This window comes from Type-A symbiont of Plautia stali (assembly GCF_059731155.1).
In genome coordinates this window covers 24,675-41,924 of record NZ_AP035891.1, presented here as the reverse complement: position 1 = coordinate 41,924, position 17,250 = coordinate 24,675, and the positions used below count along the sequence as shown (strand labels likewise).

The 17,250-nt window shown below is 57.0% G+C and carries 13 protein-coding genes and 5 pseudogenes; 7 read left to right on the top strand and 11 right to left on the bottom strand.

Annotated elements, in window-relative coordinates; genetic code table 11:
- Positions 1-203: 203 nt before the first annotated feature.
- The 10 genes and pseudogenes from dgoD to dnaA all read right to left on the bottom strand — a co-directional run bounded on the left by dgoD (position 204) and on the right by dnaA (position 10,407).
- On the bottom strand, positions 204-1,352 hold the full coding sequence (gene dgoD / locus AC6I8M_RS00210; protein WP_010617838.1) for a galactonate dehydratase: 1,149 nt from the start codon (positions 1,350-1,352) through the stop codon (positions 204-206).
- Positions 1,352-1,967, bottom strand: a pseudogene (locus tag AC6I8M_RS00205) (2-dehydro-3-deoxy-6-phosphogalactonate aldolase). The gene dgoD and the pseudogene AC6I8M_RS00205 overlap by 1 nt, the downstream one beginning before the upstream one ends.
- Positions 1,940-2,200: a 2-dehydro-3-deoxygalactonokinase gene (locus AC6I8M_RS00200; RefSeq protein WP_318285025.1), complete on the bottom strand. Its 261-nt coding sequence runs from the start codon at positions 2,198-2,200 to the stop codon at positions 1,940-1,942. The pseudogene AC6I8M_RS00205 and the gene AC6I8M_RS00200 overlap by 28 nt, the downstream one beginning before the upstream one ends.
- A 41-nt stretch (positions 2,201-2,241) precedes the next feature.
- Positions 2,242-2,310 (bottom strand): annotated as a pseudogene (locus AC6I8M_RS00195) (hypothetical protein); the annotation flags it as partial.
- Positions 2,307-3,005 (bottom strand): FadR/GntR family transcriptional regulator, encoded by a 699-nt coding sequence (locus AC6I8M_RS00190; RefSeq protein ID WP_010617834.1) that lies wholly within the window; start codon positions 3,003-3,005, stop codon positions 2,307-2,309. The gene AC6I8M_RS00190 and the pseudogene AC6I8M_RS00195, both read right to left, overlap by 4 nt.
- A gap of 216 nt (positions 3,006-3,221) precedes the next feature.
- Positions 3,222-4,032, bottom strand: a pseudogene (gene yidA / locus AC6I8M_RS00185) (sugar-phosphatase).
- A gap of 174 nt (positions 4,033-4,206) precedes the next feature.
- Positions 4,207-6,615, bottom strand: a complete 2,409-nt coding sequence (gene gyrB / locus AC6I8M_RS00180; RefSeq protein WP_010617833.1) for a DNA topoisomerase (ATP-hydrolyzing) subunit B — start codon at positions 6,613-6,615, stop codon at positions 4,207-4,209.
- 17 nt (positions 6,616-6,632) lie between these two features.
- Complete coding sequence (recF, locus tag AC6I8M_RS00175) at positions 6,633-7,718, bottom strand: DNA replication/repair protein RecF (RefSeq protein ID WP_010617832.1); 1,086 nt, start codon at positions 7,716-7,718, stop codon at positions 6,633-6,635.
- Between the two features lie 179 nt (positions 7,719-7,897).
- Entirely contained in the window at positions 7,898-8,998 is a 1,101-nt protein-coding gene (gene dnaN, locus AC6I8M_RS00170; RefSeq protein ID WP_010617831.1) for a DNA polymerase III subunit beta, read from the bottom strand.
- A 5-nt stretch (positions 8,999-9,003) separates the two neighbouring features.
- Positions 9,004-10,407: a chromosomal replication initiator protein DnaA gene (gene dnaA / locus AC6I8M_RS00165; protein WP_010617830.1), complete on the bottom strand. Its 1,404-nt coding sequence runs from the start codon at positions 10,405-10,407 to the stop codon at positions 9,004-9,006.
- A 601-nt stretch (positions 10,408-11,008) separates the two neighbouring features.
- Here dnaA and rpmH point away from each other — a divergent pair.
- The 6 genes and pseudogenes from rpmH to AC6I8M_RS00135 all read left to right on the top strand — a co-directional run bounded on the left by rpmH (position 11,009) and on the right by AC6I8M_RS00135 (position 15,653).
- Entirely contained in the window at positions 11,009-11,149 is a 141-nt protein-coding gene (gene rpmH / locus AC6I8M_RS00160; RefSeq protein ID WP_010617829.1) for a 50S ribosomal protein L34, read from the top strand.
- Positions 11,150-11,164: 15 nt separating this feature from the next.
- Positions 11,165-11,524 (top strand): ribonuclease P protein component, encoded by a 360-nt coding sequence (gene rnpA / locus AC6I8M_RS00155; protein ID WP_010617828.1) that lies wholly within the window; start codon positions 11,165-11,167, stop codon positions 11,522-11,524.
- Positions 11,488-11,745 (top strand): membrane protein insertion efficiency factor YidD, encoded by a 258-nt coding sequence (gene yidD / locus AC6I8M_RS00150; protein WP_010617827.1) that lies wholly within the window; start codon positions 11,488-11,490, stop codon positions 11,743-11,745. Before rnpA ends, yidD begins: the two co-directional genes overlap by 37 nt.
- A gap of 2 nt (positions 11,746-11,747) precedes the next feature.
- The gene (yidC, locus tag AC6I8M_RS00145) at positions 11,748-13,394 is read left to right on the top strand and encodes a membrane protein insertase YidC (protein WP_010617826.1); all 1,647 of its coding nucleotides are present in this window, start codon (positions 11,748-11,750) and stop codon (positions 13,392-13,394) included.
- Between the two features lie 79 nt (positions 13,395-13,473).
- The gene (mnmE, locus tag AC6I8M_RS00140) at positions 13,474-14,838 is read left to right on the top strand and encodes a tRNA uridine-5-carboxymethylaminomethyl(34) synthesis GTPase MnmE (RefSeq protein WP_010617825.1); all 1,365 of its coding nucleotides are present in this window, start codon (positions 13,474-13,476) and stop codon (positions 14,836-14,838) included.
- Positions 14,839-15,064: 226 nt separating this feature from the next.
- Positions 15,065-15,653: pseudogene (locus AC6I8M_RS00135) on the top strand (malonic semialdehyde reductase).
- A gap of 41 nt (positions 15,654-15,694) precedes the next feature.
- Here the strand turns inward: AC6I8M_RS00135 and AC6I8M_RS00130 are convergent.
- Entirely contained in the window at positions 15,695-16,204 is a 510-nt protein-coding gene (locus AC6I8M_RS00130) for a flavin reductase family protein (RefSeq protein ID WP_022548391.1), read from the bottom strand.
- A gap of 293 nt (positions 16,205-16,497) precedes the next feature.
- Between AC6I8M_RS00130 and AC6I8M_RS00125 the strand changes: the two are divergent.
- A pseudogene (locus AC6I8M_RS00125) lies at positions 16,498-17,238 on the top strand (4'-phosphopantetheinyl transferase family protein).
- Positions 17,239-17,250: the final 12 nt, after the last annotated feature.

Here is a 17,250-nt window from a genome sequence, read left to right as displayed (position 1 = left end):
CACGCCGCAGCCAACGCAGGGTAAGGTTATCGAAGATAAAAGCCGCATCAGCGGTAAACTGGCAGCGCGGTTAAAACAGGTTGAGCGCTGCCCTGTGCCTTATATATTCCGCACATGGTTTAAATAGTTAGATGTTTAATCGCCTGATAATCGGTGCTGTTATAAAGCGGTAAACGCAGCGACCGGGCGCAATACCACGGCTATTACCACTCGGCTACCGATCCATCCGGAAAGCGCCATAATGGGTTGCGCCAGTCTGGCGCATTTTTACTGCGCGCAATGACCAGCTCTTCATTAATTTCTACACCGAGGCCGGGTTTATTTAACGGATAGAAATGGCCGTCATCCATTTTAAAATCATCTTTATTGATCACATAATCGAGCAGTTCAGCGCCCTGATTATAGTGAATGCCCATGCTCTGCTCCTGGAATACCGCGTTACGCGACACGAAGTCCACGTGCAGACAGGCAGCCAGCGCAATTGGCCCCAGCGGACAGTGCGGCGCCAGCGCCACGTCGTAGGACTCGGCCATCGCCGCAATTTTATAGCATTCGGTGATGCCACCGGCGTGTGACAGATCCTGCTGCAGAATCGCCAGCCCACCGGCTTCCAGCACGCGCTTGAACTCGAAGCGGGAGAACATGCGTTCGCCTGCGGCAATCGGCAGATGCGTCTGCGCCGCCAGGCGCGGATAGTATTCTGCCTGCTCGGCCAGCACCGGTTCTTCAATAAACAGCGGACGATACGACTCCAGCTCTTTGATCAGCACTTTGGCCATCGGCGCGCTGACGCGACCGTGGAAATCGAGGCCAAACTCAATATCACTGCCAAAGGCTTCGCGGATCTGCGCTACGGTGTTAACAGCGGCATCGACCTGACGTGAATTGTCGATGATGCCCATCTCTTCACAGCCGTTGAGTTTGAAGGTGTCAAAGCCGATACCACGTAATTTCTTAATGCCATCAATCACTTCAGCCGGACGATCGCCGCCCACCCAGCTGTACGCTTTGATGCTGTCACGCACCAGACCGCCCAGCAGCTGATACACCGGCACGCCCAGCGCTTTGCCTTTAATATCCCACAGCGCCTGATCGATACCGGCAATGGCGCTCATTAAAATCGGGCCGCCGCGATAAAAACCGCCGGGATACATCACCTGCCACAGATCATTAATCCGCGCCGGATCCTGCCCAATCAGATACTCCGACAGCTCATGCACCGCCGCTTCGACGCTGCGCGCGCGCCCTTCAATCACCGGCTCGCCCCAGCAGATGATGCCTTCGTCGGTTTCGATTTTCAGGAACATCCAGCGCGGCGGCAGGCGATAAGTGGTCAGTTTCGTAATTTTCATCATATAGCGTCCTTATAGGCAGCAATAAATGCGCGGGCCTTCTCCACGTTGCGCGACAGCGGCTGACCGGCGCGATAGAGATCGCTGCCTAGGCCAGCCCCGACGCAACCGGCGGCGATAAATTCATGCAGGTTCTCCGGCGTGACGCCACCCACGGCAAAGACCGGCACCTCAGGCGGCAGCACCGCTTTTAGCGCTTTGATGTAGCCCGGACCAAACGCCGACGACGGAAAAATTTTCAGCGCCTGCGCCCCAGCCTGTAGCGCAGTGAAGGCTTCGCTGGCGGTGGCACAGCCTGCGGCAACCAGCATGCCGTGCGCCACGGCCTAGCGAATCACCGCAGCATCGGTATTGGGCGGTCACCACCAGCTTGCTGTTGAGCGCCGCCAGCTGATCGACCTGCGTCGCCTGCAGCACGGTGCCGGCACCGATCAGCGCTTTATCGCCGAAGGTTTGCACCATCGCGCCGATACTTTTCGCCCACTCTGGCGAGTTGAGTGGAATTTCAATCGCATCGAAACCGGCGTCAATCAGCGCCGCGACGTGCGCTTCAGCTTCATCCGGCGTGATGCCGCGCAGAATGGCGATCAGCGGAAGTTTAGTGGGCCAAGACATGCGCAATACTCCTTATTCCGTGCTGGAAAGCGCGATCGCCCTCCAGCGTGACTGAATCTGTTCCGATAAAGGCCAGCGCCTGCTTGATAACGCTGCGCCAGCGCGCTGCCGGCGATAATGACAATCGGCTGGCGGCTATGCGTTAACTGCTGCGTCATCTGCGCCACTTCATGGCCGATTAACAGGCCAGAGAGAAAATCACTGATATGGCGACGATCGCGCGCGCCGAGCACGTGGGCGGCACGCCCGCTTCCGAACGGCGCTCATCGACTCACTCACCGGCGCGGTAATACCAAGCGCGCAGGTTGGTGGAGCCCCAGTCAATAGCGATATAACGGGTCACAAAATCTCCTTGAGTCGGGCGGTTGAGCTGGCAATCATCGCCTTCGCCGCCTGTTCCGCCGCATCGCCATCCTGGTGGCGAATGGCATCGAACAGTGCTTTATGTTCGGCTAACCTGCGCGGCATGTTGCCGGAATCCGCCATATAGGTTTGCGCAAACACCGCTTTTTGCAGCTGGCTGATCGCCACATTGAGCTGCTGCAGCACCGGGTTATGCACCGAGGCCATCACCGCTTCGTGATAGCGGATATCCGCGTCGTTAAAGGCATCACGGTTGAGGTGGTTGGCCACCATATCGTTGTAGGCCAGCTCAATCGCCGCCAGATCGGTCGACGTTGCCCGCTCGGCCGACCAGCGCGCAATCTGCGGCTCCACCAGCACGCGCACCTCGTTCATGGCCGCAATCAGAAGCGGATCGTAATCGTGCGCCAGCGCCCATTGCAGTACATCGCTGTCGAGATAGTTCCACTGGTTACGTGAGGTCACAAACGCGCCGCGATAGCGCTTCATCTCCATCAGGCGTTTAGCCATCAGGGAGCGATACACTTCGCGGATAATGTTGCGCGAGGTTGAAAATCGCTCGCACAGCTCCGCTTCCGCCGGCAGCGCGGCGCCCGGCACATATTTTCCGGCCACAATCTCTTCACCCAGCGTCTGGATGATGCGCTCTGTTTTACTCAGTGGTTCCTGCGTCATAGTGTTCGATTCCATGAAAGGCGTGAGAAATCAGATTACTGCTTTCGTAGTGCAAAGCCTAATCCCTGACGCATCCTGTAGCGGCGATTATAGTACCATGTGTATTAATTGTACTACAATATGGATCACAAAACAGACAGCGCATCTGCGCACTGGCAGTAAAAAATTCAGCAGAGAAGTGACGGACAGCAGAACGCCGCCCGCATCAGAGGAGGGTTACAGCACTAGCTCTTCAATGGCGTGCGCGACACCATCTTCCATATTGGTCCTGGTCACGAACTGCGCAATCTGCTTAACGGAATCAATCGCATTGCCCATCGCTACGCCGGTGCCGGCGTATTCAATCATCGCCAGATCGTTTTCCTGATCGCCAATTGCCATCACTTCTGACGGCTGCAGGCCGAGTTTCTCCGCCAGCATTTTTACACCGTAGCCTTTGTTGACCAGCGGATTAAGGATTTCGAGATAGTTAAGGTGCACTTTTCAGAATGGTATAACTGTCGCGGGCGCGCGCCGGTAAGGCGGCGATGGCTTTATCCAGTAGCTCCGGTTTGTCGATCATCATCAGTTTCGAGAAGCGCGTCGCCGGGTCCATCTCCTCTACGGCGCGATAGCGCACCGGAATGCCGGTCAGGCTGGCTTCGTGGATGGTGTATTCACTGATGTCTTTATTTGGCGTGTAGAGGAAGGATTTGTCGAACGCCTGAAAATGTACCCCAAGGTCGCGCGCCAGCTGTTCCAGGTAGAGATAGTCATCAAAGCCAAGCGTCTTCTCAGCCACCACCTCTCCGCTGTCCGCGCTGTGCGCCAGTGCGCCGTTGTTGCTGATGCAATACTGCCCCGGCTGACGCAGATCCAGCTCCATCAGGTAGCGCTCCACACCAACAAACGGGCGTCCGGTGGCCAGCACGATCGACACACCTTTATCCCGCGCCCGGCCAATCGCCGCTTTGACACCCGCCGTGATTTCGTGCTGCGGATTCAGCAGCGTGCCGTCCATATCGATCGCAATCAGTTTTATCGCCATAACGTCCTCGGTTAATTCAGGGTCTGGCTTTAATGCCAGCGCGATTCAGCTAACATTGACCAGTAAATCGGCAGCGGAAGATGCGTTGCGAATAAAGAGGTTGGTACTCAGGAGCGAATTAATAACGGCGATTAAAACAAAAAACCCTTCCCGTTTGGGAAGGGTTTTGCGATATCAGATATCGATGTTGGCGGCTTTCAGCGCGTTCTCTTCGATGAAGGCGCGGCGCGGTTCAACCGCATCGCCCATCAGCGTGGTGAACAGCTGGTCGGCGGCGATGGCGTCTTTGATGGTGACGCGAAGCATACGGCGGCTGTCTGGATCCATAGTGGTTTCCCACAGCTGATCCGGGTTCATCTCGCCCAAACCTTTATAGCGCTGCACTGACAGACCGCGGCGCGACTCTTTCACCAGCCAGTCAATTGCCTGCTCGAAGCTGGCAACCGGCTGACGGCGCTCGCCACGCTCGATGTAGGCATCCTCTTCAATCAGACCACGCAGATGCGCGCCGAGTGCACAGATTTTGCGGTATTCCGCGCCGTCAATGAACTCACTGTCCAGCGGATAATCGGTATCAACGCCGTGAGTACGCACGCGCAGCACCGGCTCAAAGCGCTGCTGCTCGCGGTTTTCCCGCACCTGTGCCACATAGCTGCTGCCATGTGCTTCGCGCTCGTTCAGGTAAGCCACCAGGCTCTCCAGCCATGCGGTCACTGCAGTCTGATCGCTGAGATCGCTCAGGGTTGGATGATAAACCAGCGCGCGCAGCAGCGCAGACGGGAAGCGGCGCTCCATACGCTTGATCATCTTCTGGGTGCTGTTGTATTCCGCCACCAGGCTTTCCAGCGGCTCGCCGCCCAACGCCGGTGCGCTGGCGTTAGTGTGCAGCGTTGCGCCGTCCAGCGCGATGGCAATCTGATACTGGTCCATCGCGTCGTCATCTTTAATGTACTGCTCCTGCTTGCCCTTCTTCACCTTGTACAGCGGTGGCTGCGCAATGTAGACGTAGCCACGCTCAATGATTTCCGGCATCTGACGATAGAAGAAGGTCAGCAGCAGCGTACGGATGTGCGAACCATCGACGTCCGCATCGGTCATGATGATGATGCTGTGATAGCGCAGCTTGTCCGGATTGTACTCATCGCGGCCGATACCGCAGCCCAGCGCGGTGATCAGCGTGGCGACTTCCTGTGAAGAGAGCATTTTGTCGAAACGCGCTTTCTCCACGTTAAGGATTTTACCTTTCAGCGGCAGAATCGCCTGGTTCTTACGGTTACGTCCCTGCTTGGCGGAACCGCCTGCAGAGTCACCCTCCACTAGGTAGATTTCAGACAGCGCCGGATCGCGCTCCTGACAGTCCGCCAGCTTGCCCGGCAGGCCCGCCAGGTCCAACGCGCCTTTACGGCGGGTCATTTCACGTGCACGACGTGCGGCTTCACGCGCACGCGCGGCATCGATAATTTTGCCGACCACGATTTTGGCGTCAGACGGATTTTCCAGCAGGTATTCGCTCAGCAGTTCGTTCATCTGTTGTTCCACCGCCGATTTCACCTCGGAAGAGACCAGCTTGTCTTTGGTCTGAGAGGAGAATTTCGGATCCGGCACCTTCACCGAAACCACTGCCACCAGCCCTTCACGCGCGTCGTCACCGGTAGCGCTGACTTTGGCTTTTTTGCTGTAACCTTCTTTATCCATGTAGGCATTGAGCGTACGCGTCATCGCCGCGCGGAAACCGGCAAGGTGCGTTCCGCCGTCGCGCTGCGGAATATTGTTGGTGAAGCAGTAAATATTTTTCTGGAAACCGTCGTTCCACTGCAGCGCGACTTCAACGCCGATACCGTCTTTTTCAGTGCAGAAGTAGAACACATTCGGGTGAATCGGTTTCTTGTTGCGGTTGAGATATTCAACGAACGCTTTGATACCACCTTCGTAGTGGTAGTGATCGTTTTTATCGTCGCGCTTGTCTTCTAGGCGAATCGACACGCCGGAGTTAAGGAATGACAGCTCGCGCAGTCGCTTCGCCAAGATTTCATATTCAAAATCGGTGACATTGGTGAACGTATCGTGGCTCGGCCAAAAACGCACGCGCGTACCGGTAGCGTCGGTATCGCCGGTCACCGCCAGCGGCGCCTGCGGCACACCGTGCACGTAGGTTTGCTGATGCTCTTTGCCGTCGCGACGAATGATCAGTTCCAGCTTCTGCGACAGGGCGTTCACCACTGATACGCCGACGCCGTGCAGACCACCGGAAACTTTATAAGAGTTGTCATCAAACTTACCGCCGGCATGCAGTACGGTCATGATCACTTCGGCAGCAGAGACGCCCTCTTCCGGGTGGATACCGGTCGGAATACCACGGCCGTCATCCTGTACGGAGACAGAGTTGTCGGCATGGATGGTGACCACGATATTACTACAGTGGCCGGCGAGCGCTTCGTCGATGGCGTTATCCACGACCTCGAATACCATGTGATGCAGACCGGTGCCGTCATCCGTATCGCCGATGTACATACCCGGGCGTTTGCGTACCGCATCAAGCCCTTTCAGGACTTTGATACTTGAGGAGTCATAAGAATTCGACATCAACGTTTCTCGCTCATTTAATCTTCAGGTTGAACCGCTATTTTACCCTGTTCCACGCGGAACATCTTGCCCTTTTCGTCACTCATATCGATTACATGCTCGACACCAATGGCGCTGACAAACACCTGAGCCTGCGTGGCTTTCAGGCATTCCGCCAGCAGGCGACGACGGGTGTCATCCAGCTCGGAGGCGAAGTCGTCAATCAGGTACAAACAGCGACGTCCGCTGCTGCGCGTCAGGTACTCGCCCTGCGCTAACCGCAACGCACACATCAGCAGCTTTAACTGACCGCGTGAGAGTAAATCTTCCACCGGCGTGCCTTCAGCACGAATCCGAAAATCGGCTTTGTGCGGACCGCTGGCGGTGTAGGTGAGCGCACGATCGCGCTCGAAGTTGCGCTCCAGCAGCTCGCCGAAGTCGCTCTCTTTGTCCCAGCCGCGCTGGAAGGAGAAGCTCAGCGCAAACTCCGGTAAAAACTGGCTGCAGGTGGCAGTGATTTCGCTGGCAATGGCTGCGCTGTATTCAGCGCGCCAGGCGCTGATCTGTTCAGCCAGCGGCACCAGCTCCTGATCCCATGGCCGGATCTGGCTGTAGCGCGCGACCTGGCGCAGCGCCGCGTTGCGCTGTTTCAGGAGGCGACGCAGATTGCTCCAAGCCAGAAAGAAACCGGGATAAGCATGAAAGCAGCCCCAGTCGATGTAGGCTCTACGGTATTTGGGGCCGCCGTTGAGCAAAGTAAACCCCTCAGGCGTAATCAGCTGCATCGGCAGCAGCTGCGCCAGCTCGGCGACTTTATGGCCGTCGCTGCCGTCGATGCGGACTTTGCTGTCGCCGGCGCGGTTTTTACTCAGGCCGACCGCCAGCTCGCGCTCGCTGCCTTCAATCCGCCCGTGCAACACAAACGCGTCCTGATCGTGACGAATTACGCGTCCGGCCTGCAAACTGCGGAATGCGCGGCCGTGGCCCAGCGTATAAATCGCCTCCAGCACGCTGGTTTTACCGCTGCCGTTGGCGCCCACGAGAAAATTAAAGCCCGGCGCCAGCGTGAGATCGGCCTGCTCGATATTACGAAAATCTTTAATCAGGAGGCGGGTTAAAGCCATGAACGAATCCAGCTGCGCATTAAGAAGTGGTGTTCACCTAACCCTGCAATCGAGGGCGTTAACGGCGAAGCTAGTTTGCGCACGGCCAGCGCACAGACCTTGGGAGCATACTGAAGTATGTGACCAGGGGCGAGCACTGCCCGGGTGCAAAATAGCGAGTAAGTTAGCCCGCCAGACGATCACAGGCGCATGGGCATCACGACGTAGGCCGCAGCCGGACTGGCTACGTCTTCAATCTGCACGCTGGAAACCGAATCGGTCAGCAGCAGACGCACGTTTTCGCACTTCAGCGCGTTCAGCACATCCAGCACGTAGCTGACGTTAAAACCAATCTCCAGCTCGGTGCCGCTGTACGACACGTCCAGCATTTCTTCTGCTTCTTCCTGCTCCGGGTTATTGGCCGTGATGCGCAGCTGATTTTCGGTGATGTAGATGCGAACGCCGCGGAACTTTTCGTTCGACAGGATTGCCGCGCGGGCAAAAGCCTGTTTCAGGAGATCGCAGCCTGCTTCCAGCGCTTTGTCAGGATTCTTCGGTAACACGCGGCGATAATCCGGGAAACGGCCGTCAACCAGCTTCGACGTAAAGATAAAGTCGCCGACATGCGCGCGAATGTTGCTGCTGCCAATCTGCACCTGCAGCGGCGTTTCACCGCCGTCCAGCAGACGAACCAGCTCAATCACACCTTTACGCGGTACGATCACCGAATGGTTCGGCAGCGCCTGCCCGACAGGCATCGAACAGACCGCCAGACGATGGCCGTCAGTGGCAACGGTGCGCAGCTCTTCGCCTTCGGTCTCAAACAGCATGCCGTTGAGATAGTAACGCACATCCTGATGCGCCATGGAGAACTGCGTGGCTTCAATCAGGCGTTTGAGCGTGGCCTGCGGCAACGTGAATTCCACTTCGCTCTGCCAGTCGTCGAGATTCGGGAAGTCGCTGGCTGGCAGCGTCGACAGCGAAAAGCGGCTGCGGCCGGAGCGCACCAGCATGCGGTCACCTTCCAGCGTCAGACTGATCTCTGCGCCTTCAGGCAGACCACGGCAAATATCGAGAAACTTACGCGCCGGGACGGTCGTCGCGCCCGGTTCGTGCGGCTGGGTCAGCGCCACGCGCGCCACCATCTCCATCTCAAGATCGGTACCGGTCAGCAGCAGCGTGCCTTCATTCACCTGCAGCAGTAAATTTCCGAGGATCGGCAGCGTCGGGCGTCCGCCAAGCGGGCCACTCACCTGTTGCAGCGGCTTCAGCAACTGCTCACGTTCAACAATAAATTTCATATGCGTCAGGAAGATAATGTTCGAATGAGGTTAGAGAAATCTTCTTTGATGTCGTGGCTCTCTTCACGCAGCTGCTCGATTTTACGGCAGGCATGAAGCACAGTGGTATGGTCACGGCCACCAAACGCATCGCCAATTTCCGGCAGGCTGTGGTTGGTGAGCTCTTTGGCCATCGCCATCGCCATTTGACGCGGACGCGCCACCGAGCGCGAACGGCGCTTCGACAGCAAATCCGCCACTTTAATTTTGTAGTACTCGGCCACCGTCTTCTGAATGTTGTCGATGGTCACCAGCTTTTCCTGCAGTGCCAGCAGGTCGCGCAGCGCTTCGCGCACAAAATCGATGGTGATGGCTCGGCCGGTAAAGTTGGCATTGGCAATCACGCGATTCAGTGCCCCTTCCAGCTCACGCACGTTAGAGCGCAGACGCTTGGCAATAAAGAAGGCCACTTCGCCCGGCAGGCGGATGTCGTTTTCGTCCGCCTTTTTCATCAGGATCGCGACTCGCGTCTCCAGCTCAGGCGGCTCGATCGCCACCGTTAATCCCCAGCCAAAGCGTGATTTCAGACGATCTTCCACCCCGTTGATCTCTTTCGGGTAACGATCCGAGGTCAGGATGATCTGCTGATTACCTTCCAGCAGCGCGTTGAAGGTGTGGAAAAACTCTTCCTGCGAGCGCTCTTTATTGGCAAAGAACTGAATATCATCGATCAGCAGCGCGTCCACCGAACGGTAGTAGCGCTTAAACTCCTCGATGGCGTTGTTCTGCAATGCTTTCACCATATCCTGCACGAAGCGTTCGGAGTGCATATAAACCACTTTGGCATTTGGCTTGCGCGCGATGATGCCGTTGCCCACCGCGTGCAGCAGGTGCGTTTTGCCGAGGCCAGTGCCGCCATACAGGAACAGCGGGTTATAAGCGCCGCTAGGATTATCCGCCACCTGACGTGCCGCCGCGCGCGCCAGCTGGTTGGACTTACCCTCAACGAAGTTGTCGAAGTTGTGGCGTTTATTCACGTTCGAGCGGTAGGTCACATTGGCTGGTGCCGGAACCGAATCCCAGCTCGGGCGCAGCGGCTGTGCCGGTGCCGGACGATTCTCAGCCGGCGCGGGCGCGCTGACGCTGCTGGCCATGGCGGGTTGCGTAGCAGCAACCGGCACAACCGGGCGCGTGCCGACCTCAAAACGCAGCAGTGGCACGTTCGCACCGCAGAATTCATTCAGCAGCCCATTGATACTATTGAGATATTTATCCCGAACCCAGTCGAGTACAAACCGATTTGGTGCATACAAGGCCAGCGTATTGTCGTTCAATTCAGCCTGCAGCGGACGAATCCACATGCTGAATTCGGTGGCAGGAAGCTCATCCTGCAAACGGGCAAGACACTGTTGCCAAAGCGTAAGTGACACGGCGGACTCCACTCGTACAAAATCGATAAGAATTTCAAGCGCTAATAATAGAAACTGTCTTTTTTGACACAGGCGGTCAGAAAGCGCCTGCGACCGCTATCCGCGGTAGTCACCCCCGGCGATCGCAAGGAGGATCGTCAGCGGAAGGGCGGATCATAGCGCAAAGCGCCTCAGAGATCTTCCCTTTCTACACAGTTTTGATCCATTTTATCCACAGGGTGTCCAAGCATGCATCAGTTTACGCTGTCTGCGGAAAAAGCGAGCGGGGATCAGGTTGAAAGCGAGAAATTTTCCACCGCGCTCGCATTTTTGCCGTCACGATCGGCGCGGCGATCGCAAGAAGATCCTGAACGATCCTTGCGCTTTCCTTTATAGCCCGTATAATTCCCCACCCGGCATTGGCGCGTGAAGCTTTGATGCCCGGAATTAGCGGGCTGTATCAGAGTTTTCAGGTCTCGCGCCCAGCGAAGTAAATTGACTCCGGACTGTACAATTATTACAATCCCGCCTCTTTATTAAAGACACATTGAGGCGTCGGTCGTTTTACTGGCCCGAAAACGCGTCACCCAGTGAAATTTTTCAAATTTAGGTAGAAATCGCCATGAAACGAACTTTTCAACCGTCCGTACTGAAGCGCAACCGTTCTCACGGCTTCCGTGCTCGTATGGCTACTAAAAATGGTCGTCAGGTTCTGGCACGTCGTCGTGCTAAAGGCTGTGCTCGTCTGACCGTTTCTAAGTAATAAAAGCTAACCCTCGTGGTTAAGCTCGCATTTCCCAGGGAGTTACGTTTGTTAACTCCCGCTCATTTCACTTTCGTCTTCCAGCAACCTCTTCGGGCTGGCACGCCGCAAATCACCATCCTCGGCCGCCTTAATTCGCTGGGGCATCCCCGCATTGGTCTTACCATCGCCAAGAAGCACGTGAAACGCGCCCATGAACGCAACCGGATCAAGCGATTGACCCGCGAAAGCTTTCGTTTGCGTCAACACGAGCTGCCGCCGATGGATTTTGTCATCGTGGCGAAAAAAGGGATTGCTGACCTCGATAACCGTGCACTGACGGAAGCGTTGGAGAAATTATGGCGTCGTCACTGTCGCCTAGCGCGCGGCTCCTGATCGCCCTGATACGCGTTTATCAACGCGCCATCAGCCCACTGCTGGGACCTCATTGCCGGTTCCATCCCACCTGCTCGCAGTATGGGGTGGAAGCTGTACGCCGCTTCGGCATGTTAAAAGGCAGTTGGTTGACGATTAAACGCGTATTAAAATGCCACCCTTTGAACCCGGGTGGCGACGATCCGGTGCCGCCAAAAACCTTTGATACCAGAGAACATTAACGATGGATTCGCAACGCAATCTCTTTCTCATCGCTTTTCTGTTCGTGTCTTTTATGATCTGGCAAGCCTGGCAGACGGACCACGCTCCGCAGCCACAGCATACCCAGACCACGCAGAACACAAGCAGCGCAGCGGGTGATGCCGCCTCTTCCGGCGTGCCGGCTAGCGGCCAGGGCAAAACGATCACCGTTAAGACTGATGTCCTGTCACTCAACATTAATACCCGCGGCGGTGATATCGAGCAGGCACAGCTGCTGACTTACCCGGACAAACTGGGTTCAGACGCACCGTTCCAGCTGCTGGAAACCACTCCGGCCTTCGTTTATCAGGCGCAGAGCGGCTTAACTGGCCGTAACGGTCCGGATAACCCGAACAACGGCGCACGTCCGCTGTATACCGCTTCCCTGGATCACTTCGAGATGGCCGATGGCCAGACCGAGCTGCGCGTGCCGCTGAGCTGGACCGGTGAGAACGGCGTGGTTTACACCAAAACCTTCGTGTTCAAACGTGGCGAATTCGCGGTTAACGTCGACTACAACATCAATAACGCCTCGCAGCAGCCGCTGGAAGTGGCGATGTTTGGTCAGCTGAAGCTGACTATCGATCTGCCAAAGCATCGCGATACCGGCAGCAATAACTTTGCGCTGCACACTTTCCGTGGTGCCGCTTACTCGACCAGCGATGCGAAGTATGAAAAATACAAATTCGATACCATCGCCGATAACGAGAACCTGAACACCACCACCAGCAACGGCTGGGTGGCGATGCTGCAGCAGTACTTTGCGACCGCATGGGTGCCGCGTACTCAGGGTAACAATACGCTGTACACCAGCAATCTCGGCAACGGCGTTGCGGCAATCGGCTATAAGTCGGCGCCTGTGACCATCGCCGCCGGCGCGCAGCAGGATCTCGGTGCCACCCTGTGGGTGGGTCCGGAAATCCAGGACAAAATGGCCGCTATCGCGCCGCACCTCGATCTGACCGTGGATTACGGCTGGCTGTGGTTCATCTCTCAGCCGCTGTTTAAACTGCTGAAATTCCTGCACAGCTTTATCGGTAACTGGGGCTTCTCCATTATCGTTATCACCTTCATCGTGCGTGGCATCATGTACCCGCTGACCAAAGCGCAGTACACCTCGATGGCCAAGATGCGTATGCTGCAGCCGAAGATTCAGGCCATGCGTGAGCGTCTGGGTGACGATAAGCAGAAGCAAAGCCAGGAGATGATGGCGCTGTATAAGGCGGAGAAAGTGAACCCGCTGGGCGGCTGTCTGCCACTGGTTATCCAGATGCCAATCTTCCTGGCGCTGTACTACATGCTGTCCGGTTCCGTTGAACTGCGTCATGCTCCGTTTGTACTGTGGATCCATGACCTGTCCGCGCAGGACCCGTACTACATTCTGCCGGTCATCATGGGTATCACCATGTTCTTCATTCAGAGGATGTCACCGACCACCGTGACCGATCCGATGCAGCAGAAGATCATGACTTACATGCCGGTTATCTTTACCGTGTTCTTCCTGTGGTTCCCGTCAGGTCTGGTGCTGTACTACATCGTCAGCAACTTGGTAACCATTCTCCAGCAGCAGCTGATTTATCGCGGGCTGGAAAAGCGTGGTTTACACAGCCGCGACAAAAAGAAAGCGTAACGCCCGGCGACGCGGAGCAGGACGCAACATCTCCAGGGGCGGCATTTATGCCGCCCTGTTTTTTTGGAAGAAGGTACTTATGAGCCACAGTGACACTATTGTTGCCCAGGCGACGCCTCCCGGCCGTGGTGGCGTCGGTATTCTGCGTATTTCCGGTGCCAAAGCCGCTGAGGTGGCGCAGGCCGTGCTGGGCAAGCTGCCGAAGCCGCGCTACGCCGACTATCTGCCCTTTAACGATGCTGATGGCAGCGTGCTGGATCAGGGCATCGCGCTGTGGTTCCCGGGTCCGAACTCCTTTACCGGCGAAGATGTGCTGGAACTGCAGGGCCACGGCGGTCCGGTGATTCTCGATCTGCTGCTGAAGCGCATCGTGGCGCTGCCGAGTGTGCGCATTGCGCAACCGGGCGAGTTCTCGGAACGCGCCTTTCTGAATGACAAGCTCGACCTAGCTCAGGCAGAAGCGATTGCCGATCTGATTGATGCCAGCTCCGAGCAGGCCGCCCGCTCCGCCGTCAACTCGCTGCAGGGGGCCTTTTCACTGTACGTTAAGGCATTAGTGGAAGCACTTACTCACTTGCGCATCTATGTGGAAGCAGCGATTGATTTTCCGGATGAGGAGATCGACTTCCTTTCCGACGGCAAAATCGAAGTGCAGCTGAATGCGGTGATCGGCGATCTCAACGGCGTCCGCGCCGAAGCGCGTCAGGGCAGCCTGCTGCGTGAAGGGATGAAGGTGGTGATAGCCGGTCGTCCCAACGCCGGGAAATCGAGCCTGCTCAACGCACTGGCCGGACGCGAAGCGGCGATCGTGACTGATATCGCCGGCACCACGCGTGACGTGCTGCGCGAGCACATCCACATCGACGGCATGCCGCTGCACATCATCGATACCGCCGGTTTGCGTGAAGCCAGCGACGAAGTGGAACGTATCGGCATTGAACGCGCCTGGCAGGAGATTGAGCAGGCGGATCGCGTCCTGTTCATGGTGGATGGCACCACGACTGACGCCACTGAAGCCAACGCCATCTGGCCTGATTTCGTGGCGCGCTTACCGGCTGCGTTGCCGATTACCGTTGTACGTAATAAAGCGGACATGACCGGTGAAACGCTGGGCCTGACAGAAGTAAATGGCCACTCACTTATTCGCCTGTCGGCGCGCACCGGCGCAGGCGTCGATACGCTGCGCGAGCACCTGAAACAGAGCATGGGGTTCGCCGGCAATATGGAAGGCGGCTTCCTCGCGCGTCGCCGCCATCTACAGGCACTGGAGTTAGCAGCCACTCACTTACAGCAGGGCAAAGAGCAGCTGCTGGGAGCCTGGGCGGGCGAACTGCTGGCCGAAGAACTGCGACTGGCGCAGCAGGCGCTGAGCGAAATCACCGGCGAGTTTACCTCCGACGATCTGCTGGGCCGGATTTTCTCTAGCTTTTGTATTGGTAAATAGTAGCCGTCACAGGTCGCCATACATGGCGCCCCTACAGGGGATTCATGCGATGCTGTAGGGTGCGCATTTATGCGCACCAGGATCGTTACCAACATACATCTTTGTTATTTGGCTCCCCCTAGCCTTTGCCGTATAACGGTTGAGGCTCGCCGCTTAAACGCAGCGGCCACATCCATTATTCATGCTAAAAATCAGGCGCAGGTTGTTGCCTGAACAGGAGAGAAACATGAGTACACTGCTCGACAGCGTGGCGCTGAACGCGCTGTTTACTGAAGCCCGCACCCATAGCTACTGGCAGGATAAACCGATTTCGCAGGAGGTGCTGAAGCAGCTCTATGCGCTGACGGCGCTGGGGCCGACCTCAGCCAACTGCTCGCCGGGCCGCTTTGTGTTCGTGACGTCTCAGGAAGGTAAAGAGAAGCTGAAACCGGCGCTCTCCTCAGGCAATGTGGATAAGACCATGGCGGCACCGGTGACGGTGATTGTGGCGTGGGATCCGACCTTTTATGAAGCACTGCCAAAACTGTTCCCGCATGGCGATGCACGCAGCTGGTTTACCAGCAGTCCGGATTGGCCAAAGAGACCGCGTTTCGCAACAGCAGCCTTCAGGCGGGCTATCTGATTCTGGCGGCCCGCTCACTGGGACTGGATGCCGGCCCGATGTCCGGTTTTGATCCGGCCAAAGTTAACGCCGCGTTCTTCAGCAAAAATAACAGGCAGGTCAACTTACTGATCAACCTGGCTATGGCGAAGCCAGCAAGCTGCATCCGCGCCTGCCGCGTCTGAGCTTTGACGAAGCCAGCAAATTTGCCTGATACGTTAAGCAGCGCAGCCGCAGGACGCGCTGCGCCATGACTTAGCCCAGCGAGTGAAAACCGCTGTTGAAGTAGACCATGGGCGCTGTCGCTTCGCCCGGCAGCGCAATACCAACGATACGCGCCAGCAGCACGCTGTGGGTGTTCAACTCCACCGTTTTTTCCAGCTGACAATCGAAGCTGACCAGGGCATCAGCCAGCACTGGCGCGCCCGTATTAAGGGTTTGCCATTCACCGCTCTGGAAACGCTCAGCGCGGCGCGTCGGTGAGCTGAACTGCGCGCACAGGTCATCGTGCTGCTCGCGCAGAACGTTCACGGCAAAGTAGCCCGCCTGCAGAATGGCATCGTGGCTTGATGCGCTGCGGTTAACGCATACCAGCAGGCTGGGCGGTTCCGCTGCCAGCGAGCTGACCGAGGTGGCGATCAGCCCGAACTTTTCTCCGCTGGATGAGGTGGTCACCAGCGAGACACCGGCAGTGAGACGGCGCATGCCGTGACGAAATTCATCCAGCGAGATCGATTCTTGGCGAGCAAGAGAGGTAACAGACATAACAACTCCGACGTGCATGGTTTGCGATGCGCACGATTGGCAGATAGGTGAATAATTTAAGCACTTCATTGTGCAGCTCTTTCCTGTCCAAATCCTACACCACATCCGCCGCTTCGGCACCCCATCCGACACCAATGTGCAAAAGCCTCATATTCAATTGCACCTCATGGCAATGAGATTCGCCTCGTCCTTATCTGAATTTGTTGGCTATCCAGCGTAAGCCGGATGCAAACCCATGAGAAAATTCTTACAATAGCCCTGATGATTATCCGACCATTTTCACGGAGCGACAGATGGCTAGTCATTTTGTTCTTTGGGTGGGTAACCCGCCCCTCCCCCCAGAGACCATGCGGGTTCCACAGGATGTGATGACCAGCGCCGGGCACCTGCCTGATAAGCGCCGTGGCCGCTTTCTTGCCGCACGCGCGCTGCTGGCCCAGCTGATGCTGCGCGTCTATGGTATTCGTGACCTGCCGCCGCTGATCGCCAGCAGCAGCGGTCGTCCCTGCTTTGCCGATCCTAATCTGCCTGACTTCAGTATCTCCTATGCCGGTAATATGGTCGGCGTGCTGCTGGCGGAAGAAGGCGGGCGCGCTGGCCTGGATATGGAAATCGTTCGGGCGCATAGCCGTCAGGCGCAGGATGCCTTCACGCAGGGGCTGTCATCGGGTGAAAAAGCTTGGATTAACGCCCAGCAGGATTTTATGGAAGCGGTAACGCAGATCTGGACGCTGCGCCAGAGCATCCTCAAACTGACCGGCGAAGCCAACAGTGGCATTGATGCACTGCGGCTGCATCCGGCCGCGGGTCGGCTGCGATCCAGCGTCTATCCCGATATTCAGGCAGTGTGTGATCCCGAGCCGACGCTGGTGTGATCCTGCGCGCTGTCGCCCGGCACTGAGCGTTTACGGCTGTGGGAGATTGATGCGCAGCAGCAGTGGCAGTCGCTGCGCGATGTGGAGATGAGCAAATCCAACATCGGGCCGCGCACCCTGCGCCTCACCAGTCTGCCCGGCGAGCGTGTCGCCAGTTAGCCGGAAGTCAGG